Here is a 17,034-nt window from a genome sequence, read left to right as displayed (position 1 = left end):
TATGAACTGCATCATAGTTGATGACGAACCTTTAGCAAGAGAAGCTGTTCAGATGCTGATTGAACAGACTGATACATTAAAACTTCTAGGGGCTTTTAATGGTCCGGAGAACGCTATGCAGTTTATTTCAAATAATAGTGTTGATTTAGTATTTCTGGATATTCAAATGCCAGGCATTAACGGTATTGATTTTGCTAAAGCAATACCTGCAAGTACTTTTGTAATTTTTACAACTGCTTTTTCAGAATTTGCCCTTGAAAGTTACGAGGTAGATGCAATTGATTATCTAATAAAACCAATTAAGCCTGAACGTTTTCAAAAGGCTATAGATAAGGTTTTTATTTATTCAAAATTAATAAGTGCTGATTTAGAAAATAATCAAATAGAAGATTTTACAGATGATTATTTCTTTGTGAAAGCAGACCGAAGAATGTTTAAAGTTTATTTTAATGATATTCAATATATTGAAGGTTTAAAAGATTATGTGGTAATACATAAGGAGAATCAAAAAATAGTTACAGCAATGAATATCAAAACTATTCATGAAAATCTTCCTAAAAGTTTATTTGTAAGAGTTAGCAAATCTTATATTATAAATGTAAACTCAATTGAATCAATTGATAACAATACTGTTTATATTGGAAAAAATGAAATCCCTATAGGAACTGTTTATAGAGATTTCTTTTTTAACGAATATGTATCCAAAAAGATTTTAAACCGATAATTTTTAGAATTTTTACTAACTGGTTCAAAAAGAATTAATTATTTTTTTGATACAAAATATTGTTATGTCATTTTTAGATTTTATAAGTTATCCTCAATCCAGTCAAACAGTGTATCGGATGCAGGGCCATATCCCCCCATTTGTGTATGATTTTGTGCTGTTGTTTCCGAATCGAAAAGCATATAATCTTTTGGACATTGCAAAGCATTGTAAAATTTTATTGCTTCGCCAGGTAGTATTTCTGAAGTAGCATCCATGACCAAAACCTTGCAGGTGATTTTATCTAAAATATTACTGTTGTTATACTTATCCAGCTCAGAAATTACCGTATCTATATTGTTTTCTACTCCGTGTTTCCATGCATAGTCCTTCACCAGATTATCTATCATTGTTGGACGAAGAAATTTAGGAAGCTTTTTGACTTGTTTTAATGCTTTGTTTATTGATATTCCCCAGCTAATGTTTCCCGGATTTGCTATGCAAACCTTAATTCTTTTTTCAAATGCGGCTGCTCTGGGAATTAAATAACCGCCAAAACTGATTCCCATAAGAGCAATACGTTCCATATCAATTCCGGGCAATGTTTCAGCAAAGTCGACTACTGGTGAAATTACCGTTTCCCAATCAGGTCTGAATTTTAGATTTTGTAGACGAAGTGTTGTCCCTTGACCAGGTCCTTCTATTACAATGCAGTGTATTCCTCTTTGGAGTGCAGCATCATATACCCAGATTGTGTCTTCTCCCCAAGTGTCCCTGCCGGGTGTAATAATTAAAATTGGGGCTTTTTCTTCCGCAGTTGGAGAACGATAAAAATAACCTGGAAGATAGGTTTCTTCGTATGGGATTTGAATTTTCTGACCGGGATAACCTGATAATTCCAGATAGCGGTCATAGCAATATACGCTATTTTCAGAATACTTTTTAACAATTTGGTCTTCTTTGTCGCTAAAATACATAAGAGCGATTCTCCAATAGGTTGCAGCTCTCAAATAAGACGAAGAAGCAGAGACCATTTTTTTAATAGCGTAAGACTCCTCAGCTCTGGTCTGAATTTTTTCTGCGGTGTTCCCCCATGCAGTAGCCCAGTCCTGCTCAGAGGAACTTTTCATTTGCCCTAATGTTTCCATTATCTCACCCGGATCAGTCATTCTATAACGAATTAAACCAAGAATATGCTTTACAAGAGCATCGGTAAGCATGTTATCGAAAAATTTTAATTCTGACCAGTGTTTTCCTGAATGGATATATTTTTTCATATCCACTTTATTTTTCATCTGTTCTAAAGGACTTTTATTTTCTGACATAATATTTTAATTAAAGTAATTATTCCAAACCCTTTTTTTCGGGATTCCAGAAAGGTTTAATTTTAATTAGTTTAGTTTCCCAGTTTAATTCATTTTTAAAGTATTTATTTAAAGTACTGCATACACGACTGTCTCCAGCTATATAAACCATTTTTTTTCCTGTCATCTTAGGAACGATTTCTTTGATTTTGCAAATAAGCTGGTCTGTTGGATTCTCTGGAAGTTCGTGAAAATTAAAAGGATTTGAGTTGTCAATGTCATTGTATAATTCGTTGACATTTTGACTATATATAAGACTTTCTATCTGTTTATCTTCAGAAAGATTTCTTTTAATTATATATAAATGTGATAAAGCAGATAAATCACCAATCATAAGGTAATTGTCATATTCACAGTCTAATATGAAATTTCCTTTTTTTAATTTGAAGTAAACTTTGTTACCTACTTTTTGATTTAACACCCAATTTGCACCTGCACCCTGGCTTTTAGTTGCAATAGCAATATCCATTGTACCGCTTGATTTGTCAATATTCCAAATAGAATAACTTCTTACGAAATCTCTGCCAGAAAGAGAATCCTCGGATAATCCTATGCAGATTCTGATAAAATACCCTGCAATAAAATCTATATCCTGAATACTTTTACTTTTCAAACGGATGGCATAGGCCAGGTCGGAGATTTTCCATTTTTTTTCTATAATTGCTTCATTGAGAATCTGCTTTAAGGTGGCTGTTAATAAATTCATATTTTTAAAATGTATTTAGTTGAACCAGCGTATGGCTTTTTTCCCATAATTCAATTTGTGCCTGGGCATCTTTTGCCAGTTCAGAGGGTTCAGGATAAGAGGGTTTACCTTTTACCAGACTGATGTAGATTTTATCTGCAGGAATCCTCAGAGTTTCAAGGCAGATATCTGCCAATACACCACCTGATTTTTCAGGTGTACTCATTACATATTCAGGTTTAAACAGACTGATTATGCGGAAAACAGTATGAATAAGGGCATACATTATCATTTTACTTGTAAAAGAAGCATTTCTTCCAAGTGATGTTCCAACGGTAAAACCTGGATTGAAAGCAATAATTCTGATGTGCTTTGTTTTTATTTGTTCCAATTTAGACAATGAGAAAGCCGTTAATATATTGCAAAGTTTTGATGACGCATAGGCACGTATTCCAGAACCAAATCCAGACTTTGATGGGTACGTCAGTTCTTGTACATCAAGAATTTTAGGGGCAATAGGAGTTACTGCCGGATCATGGGTGTCGCTGGTAGTTATAATAATACGACTTTCGGTAGACATGTGGGGTAGTAATAGCTGAATTAATAAATAATGAGCAAGATGATTAACGGCAAAAGTCAACTCATATCCATCTTCGCTTTTCTCGTTACTGGCTACATTTTGCATGCCGGCATTGAGAACTAATAAATCTATTCCTCCATTTAATTCTTTGATTAGCTGTTCAGCGAAGGTTCTCACACTTGACAATGAGGCCAGATCCAGCGGTATTATCTGGACATTTTCGGGCATTTTTTTTCTACAGTCTCTTGCACCTACTATTATTTTTGTATTAAGCTGTTTGGTAATTTTATTTATAGCGTGTAAGCCAATCCCTGAAGAGACTCCAGTCATAACAATGTTATTGATATTTTTGTTCATATAGGTATGAAATAATTGTTAATTGTTTATAACAACGTGTTACTTATTGTATTTAGAAAAATTTTGTTTGACCTTCCAATAGACTGATAAATATATCATTTGAAATGTTTTCTCTTAAAAGTGCTTTTTTTAAGTCTGTCAAAGGTTGTTCATAACCTTCAGACGCAAGCTGAAAAGTTCCGTGGTGCATTGCTATGCTTAATCCAGCATTCAGATCTTTATGGGCGGATACAGCTTCATCTGGATTCATATGTACCTTTTCCATGAAATAGCTTGGAGCATAAGCTCCTATACCAAGAATTGCAACATCAGGTGGACAAATGCGTTTTTTTATCTCTTTAAAATGAGTTGAATAGCCGCTATCACCCCCAAAATAGATACCTCGATTATCAAATTGTATAAAAAAGCTTCCCCATAAACTTTCATCTTTATCAAACAGACCTCTTGCTGATGAATGTTGAGAGGGGGTGAAAGTAACTTTTGCATTTTGGTTGATTTTAAGACTTTCCCACCAATCTAATTCTTTAACATTACTTATTCCAATTGATTCTATTAAAGGTCTGTCTCCAATAGGGACTATCACCAATGGAGAAAATTTTGAGTTGAGTTTTTTTAGTGTTTCTAAATCCATGTGGTCATAGTGATTATGGCTTATTAGTATAATGTCTATTCTGGGAAGTTCATTAATTTCGATACCAGGTTTTCTAATTCTTTTAGGACCAAACCAGCTTAATGGACTTACGCGATTCGACCATACAGGGTCAGTTAATATATTCAGTTCAGATGTTTGAATTAGAAAAGTGGCATGATTCACAAATGTTATAGAAAAATCATTTTTATTTAGTTTTTTATTTAATACTGGAGTTCCCAGAGTGGTAACATCATCTGGCCATTTAGGTCTTCCTTCCTTCATCATTCTAAATATGTCATTTAAACTAGGTGAGAATTGTTTTTCAAGAGTGGTATTGAAAAATTTTTTTCCATCGCAGTGATCAGAAATTTTAAGTTTTTTTTGTGAGGTGCAATCCAAAGCTGTGAAAGTCATAAATCCTATAATTATGCAGATAATAATGCGTTTAAACATTTTTTTTAATACTGTTTTCATTTATTTCAGGAATAAATTTTTGACTAAACTACAGCCAAATTAATTTTGATATTTATTATTTATACCAAATGCTCTTTTTTTTATACCAAAAAGAATTGAAGGAGTACTTAATTATTGGTGTGAAGTGAAATTATAAACTGTTTTAATCCAGTTTTATTAAGTAACATGTAAAAAATTAATTAAAAGATTGTCTGAATTCTAAAGGAGAAATCAAAGTCTTGGTTTTAAAAAATTTACTAAATGATTGTGGATGTTCAAACCCTAATTCAAAAGCAATTTCGCTAACAGATAAGCTTGTAGTTGATAGTTTTTCTTTTGCTTTTTCAATTACTTTATCTTGAATGTGATTTTGGGTGCTTTTCCCCGTGAGATTTTTTAGTAAACTGGTCAAATAACTTTGAGAAATATTTAAGCAATCCGCAAGATATTGAACAGTAGGTAGACCATTTTTCAATATATTATCACTATTAAAGTAATTCGTAAGAATTTCTTCTAGACGATCAAGAATTTTGTGATTTGTGATTTTTCTTGTAATAAATTGACGTTGATAAAATCTTTCAGAATAATTGAGCAATGTTTCAATATGTGCAATGATAATTCCTTGACTAAACTTATCAATATTATTACGATACTCTTCATCAATATTCTTAATAATTGTATTAATTATTGTTTCTTCTTTTTCTGAAAGAAATAAGGCTTCATTTGCTGAATAGTTAAAATATTCGTATTGTTTTATTGTTTTTGCTAATGGGGTATTCCATAGAAAATCAGGGTGAAAATATAAAATCCAACCTTCCCGATTATCTTCATCAGTAGCCTTATTTTCAATTTTTATCACTTGATTTGGAGCGGTAAAAATCATTACCCCTTCATCAAAGTCATAAGTTTGTTGACCGTATTTGAAGTTAAAATTAACTCCTTTTTTAATTGCTATTGAATAACAATCAAAAACAATAGAACCAGCATCTTTGGGTGTGTTAATTTTTGAATAATCAATTACACTAACAAGAGGATGCTTAGGCTTTTCTAAATTACAAAAGCGATGTAATTCAGTTATGGTCTTGATATAATGTATTTTTGAGTTATTCATATACAAATTTAAAAAATTATTACGGTTCTTCCTTTAGCACCGTTTCCATTTTCAATTTCTGTCAGTATTTCTATAGCTTTTGAAATATTTGTTTCTTTTCCAATTTTAGCTTTTAGTATTCCCTTTTCTGCTAGGTTAGCAAAATCAGAAAGATGTTTCATAGCTGCTGTAGCAAAAGTAAACTTGTATTTAGCTATGAATAAACCCTTTAACATAGACATTGGAGTAGGATTAATATCAATAAATTTACCATTAGATTTAAGCATAGAAAAACCTATTCTTTGTTGCATTAGTCCAGCAGTATCAAAAACAACATCAAAAGGTTGAGTTTTTTTCCAATAATTATTCTCCGTGAATTCATATACTTCATTCACTCCATTTTTTCTTGCTTCCTCTATATCCTTTTTTGAGCAGGTACCAGCAATCCAAGCTCCTTTTTCTTTGGCTAATTGTACGGCAATTGAACCTACTGCTCCCATGCAACCATTAATAAGTACCCTCGAATTTTGAGTAACATTACCTTTTATAAATAATGCTGCCCAAGCAACTGCAGCAGCTATTGGAAGACAAGAAGCATCTGCATGAGAAATATTGATTGGTTTTTTTGTTACATATTTTGAGTTAGTAATTAATTTTTCTGCAAATGCTCCAGGATGTTTTACATCCATTGTACCAAATACTTCATCTCCAACTTTTATATTTTGTACATTTGAACCAATAGCTTCTACAATTCCTGAAAAATCATTCCCAATTCCTTTTGGAAACTTTTTATTCATAAAAAGTTTTAGATCACCTCTTCTTTGCTTCCAATCCAAAGGATTTACTGCAGCAGCTTTTACTCTAACTTGTACATCGTTAGGTTTAAGTTGTGCTAATTCGTATTCTCCAAGGTACATTTTTGATGCATCACCGTAGTTATTAAACTGTATTCTCTTAATTTTCATTTGTCTTTTTTTTTAAATTTCTAAATATTGATTGTCTAATCGGTTATTTACATTATATTTCTCAATCTATTTCTATTCTTTGTAAGGCTTTACTAAATGCAGTATCATTGATATCAGGTATGGACAAACCTTCAACTCTTATGGTTGTAATATCATTAATTCCTAAAAAACCTAATATAGTTCTCAAATAAGGTTCTGTAAAATCCTGTGATTTTCTTGATCCATCTGAATAAATTCCACCAGAAGAGATAGCTATATAAACTTTTTTATCTGTAATTAAACCAATTGGTCCTTCAGTAGTGTATCTAAATGTTTTTTGAGCTCTAGTTATAAAGTCAATCCAAGACTTTAAAGTAGATGGGATTGTTAAATTATATACAGGTACTCCAATTACAATAATTTCTGCCTGTTCAATTTCATTTATAAGCTCATCAGAAATTTTAATTATCTTTTCTTTTTCTTGAACATCCATTTCAGGGTTATTTGAGAATGCTTCAAAATGTTGGAGTGAAAAATGAGGTAAGTTTTTTTTTGCCAGATTTCTTTCGGTTAATTGCACTGAGGAGTGTTTCTTTTTTATCTCATCAACAATTGCATTTGATAATTTATTACTCATTGAATTGTCTCCGTTAAGACTTGTTTTAATTTGCAGCACTTTCATAATTAATTCTTTTATTTTAGTTATACCGCAAAGTTCATATCTTAAAATATATTAAATGTAGCTCAATCTACTTTTGATGTAGCTGTTTTGAGTTTTTAAAAAGTAAGTTAATATATAAAGGGTGAAAAATGAAGCTGTTAGAGCTTGCTTTAATAATAATATAGTAGTTAGTTAGTCAAAATGGGTTATATTTATATATTTGTAATTATTAATTCAGAAGCAAAATATTAAATCTTGATAGCCGAAAAGAATTTTATCACTAAAAGTGATTTGAGAAAAATGTTTGATGAGTATTATGATGCACTCGTTAAATATGCTAATCGTTTTTTGGGTTTAAATGATGAGTGTCAAGATTTAGTTCAGGATGTTTTTGTGAGTTTATGGGAAAAAGAAAATATTTTTCCTGATGAAATTTCGTTAAAGATTTTTTTATATAAATCAGTTCGTAACAAATGTTATGATGTTATTAAGCATAATAAAGTAAAAGATAAATATGCTGAAAATATTGTGAAATCAATTGAAGATGATGATTTGTTTTTAGAAGAAATTTTGAAAGAAGAAATTGTTCGTAAATTACATGATGCGATTGAATTACTTCCAGACAGAAAAAAAGAAATCATTAAATTGAGTTTAAAAGGATTTAAAAATAATGAAATTGCTGATTGCCTTGAAATTAAACTTCAGACTGTAAAAACTTTAAAATCTCAATCTTATAAAATACTAAGAGACCAGTTTCTGGAATTTGATACAATTATTTATTTTTTGCTGGTATAACAGACCAATAATAGTTTCCCTTAATCGCCTATGTTTTTTAAAATTATATTATCTACTTGTGGTGGGTAATATTATGGTTTGTGTATTTTATTTTGCTTATTTTTTTGAATTTTTAAAAAAAAATCAAAAAAAATAATAGTACTTAATTAAAACCTAGTCGTTCTTATAATATATACTAAAAAGAATGAAAGATATTTTTTCTATAGCGAATCTAAAAATAAAAAAGGTGCTTAAAATTTTATCAGATTCTGAGAAGTCGGAATTGGAAAGTTTATATGAAAAATATCCGTTTTCTAAAAAAATAAAGATTAGTAAACTAATTGATGACTTAGAGATGTATTCAAAGAATGATAAAATTAAAGCATGGAAAACCATTGAATTAAAAATTCAGAAACAAAATAATAAATCGCTATTTGTTTTGAATAATAAATTGTGGTTAAAGTATACTGCTGCAGCAATTTTAATTTTAGCTCTTGGATTAACTTATGTTTTTAAAACCAATTTATTTCAAAATAAATATGATAGAGTTCCAAAATTAGTTAACGTAAATAATGTGATTATTCCAGGCTCAAATAAAGCAACATTAACATTAGCCGATGGTTCAGTTGTTACTTTGGAAAAAGGTAGTTCTTATCAAACTCAAAATGCAAAAAGCAATGGAGAAGAGATAGTTTATAATCAAAAAAGCAAAACAGATGAAACGGTCTTGTTTAATTATTTGACCATACCAAGAGGAGGACAGTTTCATTTAGTTTTAGCAGATGGTACAGAAGTATGGTTGAATTCAGAAACTCAGTTAAAGTTTCCAGTTTCATTTGTGGAAGGAGAAAATCGTAAAGTGGAATTAGTTTATGGGGAAGCTTATTTTGATGTGTCTCCAAGTACCAATCATAAAGGTTCCAAATTTAAAGTATTAAATAAGTCTCAAGAAATAGAAGTTTTAGGGACAGAATTTAATGTGAAAGCTTATAAGGATGAATCTAATATATATACCACTTTAGTTGAGGGTAAAGTTTCAATCAAAACAGAAAAATCAAAAGATATATTAAGACCTTCAGAGCAGTCGAATTTAAATCTTAAAACTTATGATTTAAGTATTTCAGAAGTTAACGTTTATGGAGAAGTTTCATGGAAAGACGGTATTTTTAGTTTTAAAGGAAAAACCTTGAAGGAAATTATGAAAGTAATTTCCAGATGGTATGATGTTGAGGTAGTTTTTGAAGATAAAAATTTAGAACAGGTTAAGTTTAGAGGAACGTTGAATAAAAATCAAAGTATTGAAGAGATATTGTTAATTATGAAGTCTTATTCCGTTAATAATTATCAAATAAAAGGAAAAACCATTATACTTAAATAAATAACTAAAAAAGAAATAGCCAATGAAATAGATGAAAAATAAAAAAAAGAGGATAAAGTTCAACTCGCCAAAGTATAACCCCCTATCCTCAATGTATCAGTATCAATTAATTAATTTTTAAATTATTAACTAACCAATAACGCACAAATTTATGGAAATAAAATTAACTAATACGTTTTTTCTCTCCAGAAAGCGACTATTAATGCTTATCATGAAAACATATATTTTATTATGTTGTACAACCATTTTTGCTTTTTCTCCTATTAATCTGATTTCTCAAAATGCAAAGGTTAAAATAGAAGAAGACAAAATATTGACTGTTGACCAGGTCTTTGAATTAATAATGGATCAGACAAATTATAAATTCTTTTATGAAGAGGGTTTGTTTAAAAATATGCCAAATATAAAGGTAAAAAAAGGCACAGAGAATATCAATAGACTATTAAGCAAAGCTATAGCTAATGGCAATTTTGATATTACAATAACAGATAATAATGCTGTAATAGTAAAAGATAAACTTTTAAATGAAAACCTCAGTAGTAAAACACTACAATCAATGATTTCTGGTAAAGTTGTAGATGAAAATGGTATGCCTTTGCCAGGAGCTTCTATTTTAGAAAAAGGGACTACTAATGCAACAAGCACTGATTTTGATGGTAATTTTAAATTTAAAGTTTCTAATAATGCAGTTATCGTTGTTTCCTATATTGGTTATAAACCAAGTGAAATCTTTGTTAAGGATCAGACTACATTTACTATTAAATTGCTGCCCGATGTTTCGGGATTGGATGAAGTAGTAGTGATAGGTTATGGTGCAGTAAAGAAAAAAGATGTTACAGGTTCAGTAACTTCATTAAATTCTGAAACTATAACAAAAACTACAATACCTGATGTAGCAGGAGCTATGCAAGGTAGGATGGCTGGGGTTAACGTTCAAAAAAACGTAGGAAGACCCGGAAGTGGTTTTAGTATATCAGTAAGAGGATTGAGTTCAATTAATAATACTAACACGCCTCTTTATGTAGTTGATGGAATTCCGACTACAGAAGGATTGACAGATTTGAACCCTAATGATATTGCAAGTATTGATGTATTAAAAGATGCTTCTGCAACTGCTATTTATGGATCAAGAGGAGCAAATGGTGTTGTCATAGTTACAACTAAAAAAGGTTCCTCAGGAAAATTTACGATTAAGTATGATAGTTATTATGGTGTTAGAACACCAAATAATTTACCGGATATGATGAATGGAGATGAATATGTTAGATGGAGAACAGATTTGTTCACAAACTTAGGAAAGAGTACTGATCGTTCAAATGCTGATTTTTTTACTTCAGAAGAGTGGGATATTATCGATAATAAAAAATATACTAACTGGCAGAAACTAATGTTAAGAGATGGTATTCAATCAAGTAATACTATTACAGCAAGCGGTGGTGATTCTAAAGGAACTTTTGCCGTAAGTATGGGGCAATTAAGAGAAGAGGGGACTGTGAAAGGACAGGATTACAATCGTTATAACGTTAGATTGAATATAGATAGAAAATTTTCTGATAAATGGGAAGCAGGAGGAAATTTATATGCGATATATAGTTTACAAAATATCGGTAGTTATGAAGCAATCAGATCTACATATAGAATGCCAGCTGTAGGTGTACCTTATAACGAAGATGGAAGTTTAAGATTTAGATCATATCGAAATAATGGAGTTATCAATCCTCTATTTGAAAATAAAGACGATGGTGAAAACAGACAAGTAAAACGCTACAGGGTATTTGGTAATTTTTATCTTCAATTCAAGCCTAGTGAAGAGTTTACCTTACGTACTCAAATTTCTCCACAAATGGTAAATGAAAGATCAGGTTATTCAATTGGGCAGTATAGTAAAGCTGCAGGAGGTTTGATTGCTAACACTTGGGCTGGTTATGGTGTTAATGATCAATTAGGGTATGTTTTTGATAATCAATTAACATATAAAAAGAGTTTGGGTGATCATAGAATTGGTTTTACCGCAGTTCAAAGTGCACAATATGAACAATGGGAGACTACATTTCAAGAAGCAAAAGGTTTACCTTTTAATAGTAAATGGTATAACTTAGATGCTGTGACAAAAGCAAATATTGTTCAATCTTCTACCGATTACAAGCAAAGAAGTCTTCTTTCCTTTTTAGGAAGATTCAACTACGATTATAAAGGTAAATATTTATTTTCTGCTAGTGGTAGATACGATGGATCTTCAAGGTTAGCTGAAGGAAATAAATGGGCTTTTTTCCCTTCAGCTGCATTTGCCTGGAATATTTCTGATGAAAGTTTCATGAGTAATTTGCAATTTGTAAATAATTTGAAAGCAAGATTGAGTTATGGTGTAACAGGTAATGATGCAGTTGATATATATGGTACACAATCAAACATCTCTCCGAAAGATTATGATTTTGGAGGAACAGTTAGTACAGCTTATTATAAAAGTGGCTTGTCTAATTATAATTTGACTTGGGAAAAGACAACTGAATTAAATTTTGGGATTGATTATGGATTATTTGATCATAGAATAAATGGTACATTAGATATATATAGACGTGATGCTAAAGATTTAATAATGCGTAGACAATTACCAGAAACAACAGGTTGGGGAAGCATATGGGATAATGTTGGATGGGTAAGAAATTCAGGAATAGAATTAGGAATAAATACCGTTAATATTGAAAATAAAAATTTCACATGGGAAACAAGCATTGTTTTTGACACTAACAAGAATGAAATTGTTGAGTTATATGGTGAAAAAAAAGATGATATAGGGAATAGATGGTTTATAGGTAAACCAATTCAGGTAAATTATGATTATGTATTCGATGGTATTTGGCAACTTAATGAAGCTGATTTAGCTGCACAATATGGTCAAACACCTGGACAAATAAAGGTAAAAGATTTAAATAATGATAAAGTTATAGATGCTAATGATAGAAAGATTATAGGTCAACGAACTCCAAAGTGGACAGGAAGTATTACTAATAATTTTAAGTTTAAAGATTGGGATTTTTCAGTTTATGTTTATACCCGTCAGGGACAGCAACTTTCAAGTACTTTTGTCTCTTCATTTATGGCTCTTGAAGGAGATTATAATAATTTGAATGTAAATTATTGGACTGCTAATAATCCAACAAACAAATATCCAATGCCTGGTAATAAAGGTAAATATTTTAATAGCTACCAATATAGAGATGTTTCTTTTGTAAGGATTGGTAACATATCACTTGGATATAATTTGCCTAAAAAAGCTCTTGAAAGTTTAAAAATTAATCGTTTAAGAGTTTATACAACAGCAACGAACCCTTTTATTTTTACAAAATATCCTGGATTTGATCCAGAATGGGGGCAACAGAATACTTGGGGTGAAGCAACAGGATATGCTTCTTATTTAGTTGGACTTAATTTAGAATTTTAATTTATATAGTTTATGAAATCATTAAAATATATACTGTTATTTATAATTATATCATTAAATTTTTCTTGCGAAGATTTTTTGGTTGAAGATAATAAAAGCAACATTACAGCAGAAAATTATTTTTCTACTAGTGAAGGTTATCAATCCTTGGTAAATGCGTCTTATGCAACTTTGAGAAATAATTTTGTGGATGATCCCTGGTTATTTTGTCTTGGAGTTGATATATATACAAGGGGTAAAAGTGTATTAATTGGAGGATCTTATGAAAACAGAGATGTTTTTAGTAGTGAATTAAATGAATATGGAAATTTAGATGCTCAAAATCAATATGTTTCTGATTTTTATTATAGATGTTATCAAGCTATTCAAACGTGTAACACAGCAATTTCAAGAGCTAAAAATGTAAATGGTTTAAATGAAAATAAGATTAAGCAGCTTGTAGCAGAGGTAAAGTTTATACGTGCCTATAATTATTATCTATTAGTTGAACAATTTGGTGATGTGCCTTTAGTTAAGGATGAAATTAATGGAGCTATAACTCATTTTGATAGAATTCCTGAAGAAGACATTTATAAATTCATCATTAGTGAATTGGAAGAGTCAGAAGTTGATGTACTAGCTACACCGGAACAGTTTGGAAAGGTTACCAAAGGAGCAGTTAATTCATTATTGTCACTAATTTATTTGACACGAGGGTATAAGTCGTATGGCTCTTCTAGCGATTTTACAATGGCGGCTAGTTTAGCTGATGGAGTAATTAACAGTGGGAAGTATGCATTATTAAATACATTTAAAGAAGTGTTTACTCCAGGAAATGAGAAAAATAATGAAATAATTTTTTCGATTCAATATGATGCAGGTTCATTAGGGACAAGTGTTAGAGGAAATGGTCAAAGTGTCCTTTTTGGATGGGAATTGTGGTTGTATGAATCAGGATTTGATTGGTTAAATACAACGTATAATAATCATGAGCAACAGTTTATGCCAACACAGTTTTTGTATTCTTTATTTGACACCTCAATTGATAGTCGTTATGATGCTACATTTAAAAGTGAATTTTATGCCACTATCAATGATGCATCAAAAGGCATAAATAAAGGTGATTTAATTGTATATTTTCCTAAATGGGATGAAAATTTCACAGCCCAAGATGAAATAGATCTTAAAGCTGCAAATCCAAATGTTAATATTTATAAATATGATACATGGAAACAGGATTTTAATAATATTGGAGGAGCTGGCAAATGGCCTATGGTTTGGAAGTTTTTTGATCCTAATGCTGATTTTCATGGTAATAACAACAATAGAAAAGGAACTAGAGATATTTTTATGTTCAGATTGTCAGAGCTTTATTTAATTGCAGCTGAAGCTTATCATATGAGCGATGATGATAGTAAAGCTGCAGAAAGAATTAATACAGTAAGAAGAAGAGCTGCTATACCTGGAAATCAGTCCGCTATTGAAATTACTAGTGCAGATGTTGATTTAGATTTTATATTAGATGAAAGGGCAAGAGAATTGACTGGAGAATATAAGAGATGGTTTGATTTAAAAAGAACAGGAAAATTAATTGAACGTACTTTATTACATAATAATCTTGCAAAAATGGAAGATAAGATGACAACTACTCATATTTTGCGTCCGATACCTCAATCGGTTATAGATCATGATTCTGGGGAGTTTCCTCAAAATTTAGGATATAAATAATATACTGGCATTCGTTTTTATTTTTATGACAGTAAAAAAAAGAATAATTAGTGGTTAATGGTTAGTGTTTGGGAATTGGGAGTTGTTCCTATGTTGAACAACTCCTAATTTTTTTATATAAAATTATTTTGAATTAATGATTTTTATAAATACATTTTTTTAATTATGAATATGAATACAACTTTAAGTTTTTCTTTTTCTTTTATATTGTTTTTTTCCGTAACGTTTTTTGGTAAAGCACAAAACTCCCAATCCTTTTTTTTAGATAAAGACTTAAGTAAGATAGGGGTTTATTATTATCCGGAACATTGGAGCGAAACTCAATGGGAACGAGATTTTAAAAAAATGGCTGAAATGGGATTTGAATTTACCCATTTTGCTGAATTTGCATGGGCTCAATTAGAACCTCAGGAAGGAGTATATGATTTTAAATGGTTGGACAGAGCTGTTGAATTGGCTGCTAAATATAATCTTAAGGTGATTATATGTACGTCTACTGCTACACCACCAGTTTGGCTGGTGAGAGCACATCCAGAAGTTTTAAAAACTAATTATGAAGGTACAGTAGAGGATCTTGGTTCCAGACAACACGCTTCGTTTTCCAATGAGTACTATCGTTCCTATTCCTTAAAAATGATAGCTGAATTAGCTAAACATTATGGTAAAGACAAGCGAATAATTGGGTGGCAACTTGATAATGAACCTAGAAGTAATGTGGATTATGGTAAAGACGCACAAATTCGTTTTAGAAAATGGCTTAAAAATAAATATGGCTCTATAGATGCTTTAAATACTGCCTGGGGAACGAATTTTTGGAGTGGAACTTATTCTGATTTTGAACAAATTAATCTTCCTAATCATAAACAATGGGGAATCAATTTATATCAAACTTTAGATCATACAAGATTTTGCGATGATGAAACAGCTACTTTTTTAGATGATCAAGCTCGAACAATTAAAGAATGTTCAACTAACCAATGGATTACTTCAAATTACATACCTATGTATGATGTTCGTTACATAGGTGCAAGCAAAGAATTAGATTTTGTTTCGTATACCCGCTATATGGTATATGGTGAAGGTAAAGGTGTAGGTAAAAAAGGATATCGTCTAGGGGATTATCTTAGAATCGCTATGGCAAATGATTATTTTAGACCTATGTCTAAGGATTACGGTGTTATGGAATTACAACCAGGTCAGGTAAATTGGGGTAAAATTAATTCACAACCATTGCCTGGGGCGGTTCGTTTGTGGTTGTGGAATGTTTTTGCTGGTGGTAGTAAATTTGAATGTGCTTATAGATTTCGAGCTCCGATTTATGGGTATGAACAATATCATTATGGTATCTTAAGTTATGATGGTGTAACACCTACCCCCGGGGGATTAGAGTACCAGCAATTTGCACAGGAAATTAAAAAGTTGAGAAAAGAATATGCAGGCGCAGTAATACCTGATTTTTATCTAAAACGTAAAACCGCTGTTTTATACAATCCAGATAATACGGTAGCAATCAATCAAAACAAACAAACTACAGAATGGGATACCGAATCTCATGTATTAAAGTATTATGGAGCTTTAAAATCATTTGGTGCTCCGGTTGATTTTATAAGAGAAGATGTTGATTTTTCACAATATCCAGTACTTGTGGTACCAGCCTATCAACAAATTGATAAGGCTTTAATTGTAAAATTAACTAACTATGCCAAAAATGGCGGGATTCTTGTGATTTCTTGTCGTACAGGACATCAAGATAAACAAGGTCATTTGTGGGAAGCACAATTTGCAGAACCTATTTATGATTTGATAGGAAGTAAAATTAAATTTTATGATTTGTTACCACGAGATGTTCCAGACGAAGTTAAATTAGATGATAAATCTTTTAGTTGGTCAAGTTGGGGAGAGATTCTTTCTCCATTTAAAGGAACAGAAGTTTGGGCTAATTATAAGGGCGATTTTTATAGTGATAGACCTGCTGTAGTACATCGAGCAATTGGTAAAGGTTGGGTTACTTATATAGGGGTTGATACACAAAAAGGAGAGCTAGAATACGATGTTCTTAAACGTGTTTTTAATAAGGCGAATATTTTCACAGAATCATATCCAGAAGGGATATTAGTAGAATATCGCGATGGTTTTGGAATAGCCATGAATTATTCAGATAAAAAAAGGATAATCAATCTTCCAGAAAATTCTAAAATTCTGATTGGTCAAAAAGAGTTAGAAACAGCGGCTGTTTTGGTTTGGAAAATAAAGTAAATATAATAT

At 30.9% G+C, this 17,034-nt stretch carries 13 protein-coding genes; 6 read left to right on the top strand and 7 right to left on the bottom strand.

Annotated elements, in window-relative coordinates; all coding sequences use genetic code 11:
* The first annotated feature begins 1 nt into the window (after position 1).
* Positions 2-724, top strand: coding sequence for a LytR/AlgR family response regulator transcription factor (locus B6A10_RS11725; RefSeq protein WP_188221015.1), 723 nt, complete (start codon positions 2-4; stop codon positions 722-724).
* A gap of 80 nt (positions 725-804) precedes the next feature.
* On the opposite strand, the gene B6A10_RS11720 is transcribed toward B6A10_RS11725, so the two are convergent.
* From B6A10_RS11720 to B6A10_RS11690, 7 genes are all read right to left on the bottom strand, one after another.
* Positions 805-1,923 carry an alpha/beta hydrolase family protein gene (locus tag B6A10_RS11720; protein WP_202986218.1) on the bottom strand — a complete coding sequence of 373 codons (1,119 nt, stop codon included), beginning with the start codon at positions 1,921-1,923 and terminating at the stop codon, positions 805-807.
* Positions 1,924-2,047: 124 nt separating this feature from the next.
* On the bottom strand, positions 2,048-2,773 hold the full coding sequence (locus B6A10_RS11715) for a siderophore-interacting protein (protein WP_188221014.1): 726 nt from the start codon (positions 2,771-2,773) through the stop codon (positions 2,048-2,050).
* 4 nt (positions 2,774-2,777) lie between these two features.
* Entirely contained in the window at positions 2,778-3,689 is a 912-nt protein-coding gene (locus tag B6A10_RS11710) for an SDR family NAD(P)-dependent oxidoreductase (RefSeq protein ID WP_202986217.1), read from the bottom strand.
* 52 nt (positions 3,690-3,741) lie between these two features.
* Complete coding sequence (locus tag B6A10_RS11705) at positions 3,742-4,794, bottom strand: MBL fold metallo-hydrolase (RefSeq protein WP_202986216.1); 1,053 nt, start codon at positions 4,792-4,794, stop codon at positions 3,742-3,744.
* A 175-nt stretch (positions 4,795-4,969) separates the two neighbouring features.
* Positions 4,970-5,884, bottom strand: coding sequence for a helix-turn-helix domain-containing protein (locus B6A10_RS11700; RefSeq protein ID WP_188221013.1), 915 nt, complete (start codon positions 5,882-5,884; stop codon positions 4,970-4,972).
* An 8-nt stretch (positions 5,885-5,892) separates the two neighbouring features.
* Complete coding sequence (locus tag B6A10_RS11695; RefSeq protein ID WP_202986215.1) at positions 5,893-6,828, bottom strand: NADP-dependent oxidoreductase; 936 nt, start codon at positions 6,826-6,828, stop codon at positions 5,893-5,895.
* Between the two features lie 61 nt (positions 6,829-6,889).
* The gene (locus B6A10_RS11690; RefSeq protein ID WP_188221012.1) at positions 6,890-7,489 is read right to left on the bottom strand and encodes an FMN-dependent NADH-azoreductase; all 600 of its coding nucleotides are present in this window, start codon (positions 7,487-7,489) and stop codon (positions 6,890-6,892) included.
* A 279-nt stretch (positions 7,490-7,768) separates the two neighbouring features.
* Between B6A10_RS11690 and B6A10_RS11685 the strand changes: the two genes are divergently transcribed.
* From B6A10_RS11685 to B6A10_RS11665, 5 genes are all read left to right on the top strand, one after another.
* On the top strand, positions 7,769-8,263 hold the full coding sequence (locus tag B6A10_RS11685; protein WP_188221011.1) for an RNA polymerase sigma-70 factor: 495 nt from the start codon (positions 7,769-7,771) through the stop codon (positions 8,261-8,263).
* 184 nt (positions 8,264-8,447) lie between these two features.
* Positions 8,448-9,620 carry a FecR family protein gene (locus B6A10_RS11680; protein ID WP_188221010.1) on the top strand — a complete coding sequence of 391 codons (1,173 nt, stop codon included), beginning with the start codon at positions 8,448-8,450 and terminating at the stop codon, positions 9,618-9,620.
* Between the two features lie 211 nt (positions 9,621-9,831).
* Positions 9,832-13,062, top strand: coding sequence for a SusC/RagA family TonB-linked outer membrane protein (locus tag B6A10_RS11675; RefSeq protein ID WP_202986214.1), 3,231 nt, complete (start codon positions 9,832-9,834; stop codon positions 13,060-13,062).
* Between the two features lie 12 nt (positions 13,063-13,074).
* Positions 13,075-14,769, top strand: coding sequence for a RagB/SusD family nutrient uptake outer membrane protein (locus B6A10_RS11670; RefSeq protein WP_188221009.1), 1,695 nt, complete (start codon positions 13,075-13,077; stop codon positions 14,767-14,769).
* Between the two features lie 171 nt (positions 14,770-14,940).
* Positions 14,941-17,025 carry a beta-galactosidase gene (locus B6A10_RS11665; protein WP_188221008.1) on the top strand — a complete coding sequence of 695 codons (2,085 nt, stop codon included), beginning with the start codon at positions 14,941-14,943 and terminating at the stop codon, positions 17,023-17,025.
* Positions 17,026-17,034 lie beyond the last annotated feature (9 nt).

This window comes from Flavobacterium pokkalii, assembly GCF_014596575.1.
In the GTDB taxonomy this organism is placed as follows: domain Bacteria; phylum Bacteroidota; class Bacteroidia; order Flavobacteriales; family Flavobacteriaceae; genus Flavobacterium; species Flavobacterium pokkalii.
This window is presented reverse-complemented; position numbering and strand designations above follow the sequence as displayed.

Coding starts and splice junctions, on each gene's coding strand:
- B6A10_RS11725 (WP_188221015.1), top strand. CDS start 2: ATGAACTGCATCATAGTTGATGACGAACCTTTAGCAAGAGAAGCTGTT.
- B6A10_RS11720 (WP_202986218.1), bottom strand. CDS start 1,923: ATGCTTACCGATGCTCTTGTAAAGCATATTCTTGGTTTAATTCGTTAT.
- B6A10_RS11715 (WP_188221014.1), bottom strand. CDS start 2,773: ATGAATTTATTAACAGCCACCTTAAAGCAGATTCTCAATGAAGCAATT.
- B6A10_RS11710 (WP_202986217.1), bottom strand. CDS start 3,689: ATGAACAAAAATATCAATAACATTGTTATGACTGGAGTCTCTTCAGGG.
- B6A10_RS11705 (WP_202986216.1), bottom strand. CDS start 4,794: ATGAAAACAGTATTAAAAAAAATGTTTAAACGCATTATTATCTGCATA.
- B6A10_RS11700 (WP_188221013.1), bottom strand. CDS start 5,884: ATGAATAACTCAAAAATACATTATATCAAGACCATAACTGAATTACAT.
- B6A10_RS11695 (WP_202986215.1), bottom strand. CDS start 6,828: ATGAAAATTAAGAGAATACAGTTTAATAACTACGGTGATGCATCAAAA.
- B6A10_RS11690 (WP_188221012.1), bottom strand. CDS start 7,489: ATGAAAGTGCTGCAAATTAAAACAAGTCTTAACGGAGACAATTCAATG.
- B6A10_RS11685 (WP_188221011.1), top strand. CDS start 7,769: ATGTTTGATGAGTATTATGATGCACTCGTTAAATATGCTAATCGTTTT.
- B6A10_RS11680 (WP_188221010.1), top strand. CDS start 8,448: ATGAAAGATATTTTTTCTATAGCGAATCTAAAAATAAAAAAGGTGCTT.
- B6A10_RS11675 (WP_202986214.1), top strand. CDS start 9,832: ATGAAAACATATATTTTATTATGTTGTACAACCATTTTTGCTTTTTCT.
- B6A10_RS11670 (WP_188221009.1), top strand. CDS start 13,075: ATGAAATCATTAAAATATATACTGTTATTTATAATTATATCATTAAAT.
- B6A10_RS11665 (WP_188221008.1), top strand. CDS start 14,941: ATGAATACAACTTTAAGTTTTTCTTTTTCTTTTATATTGTTTTTTTCC.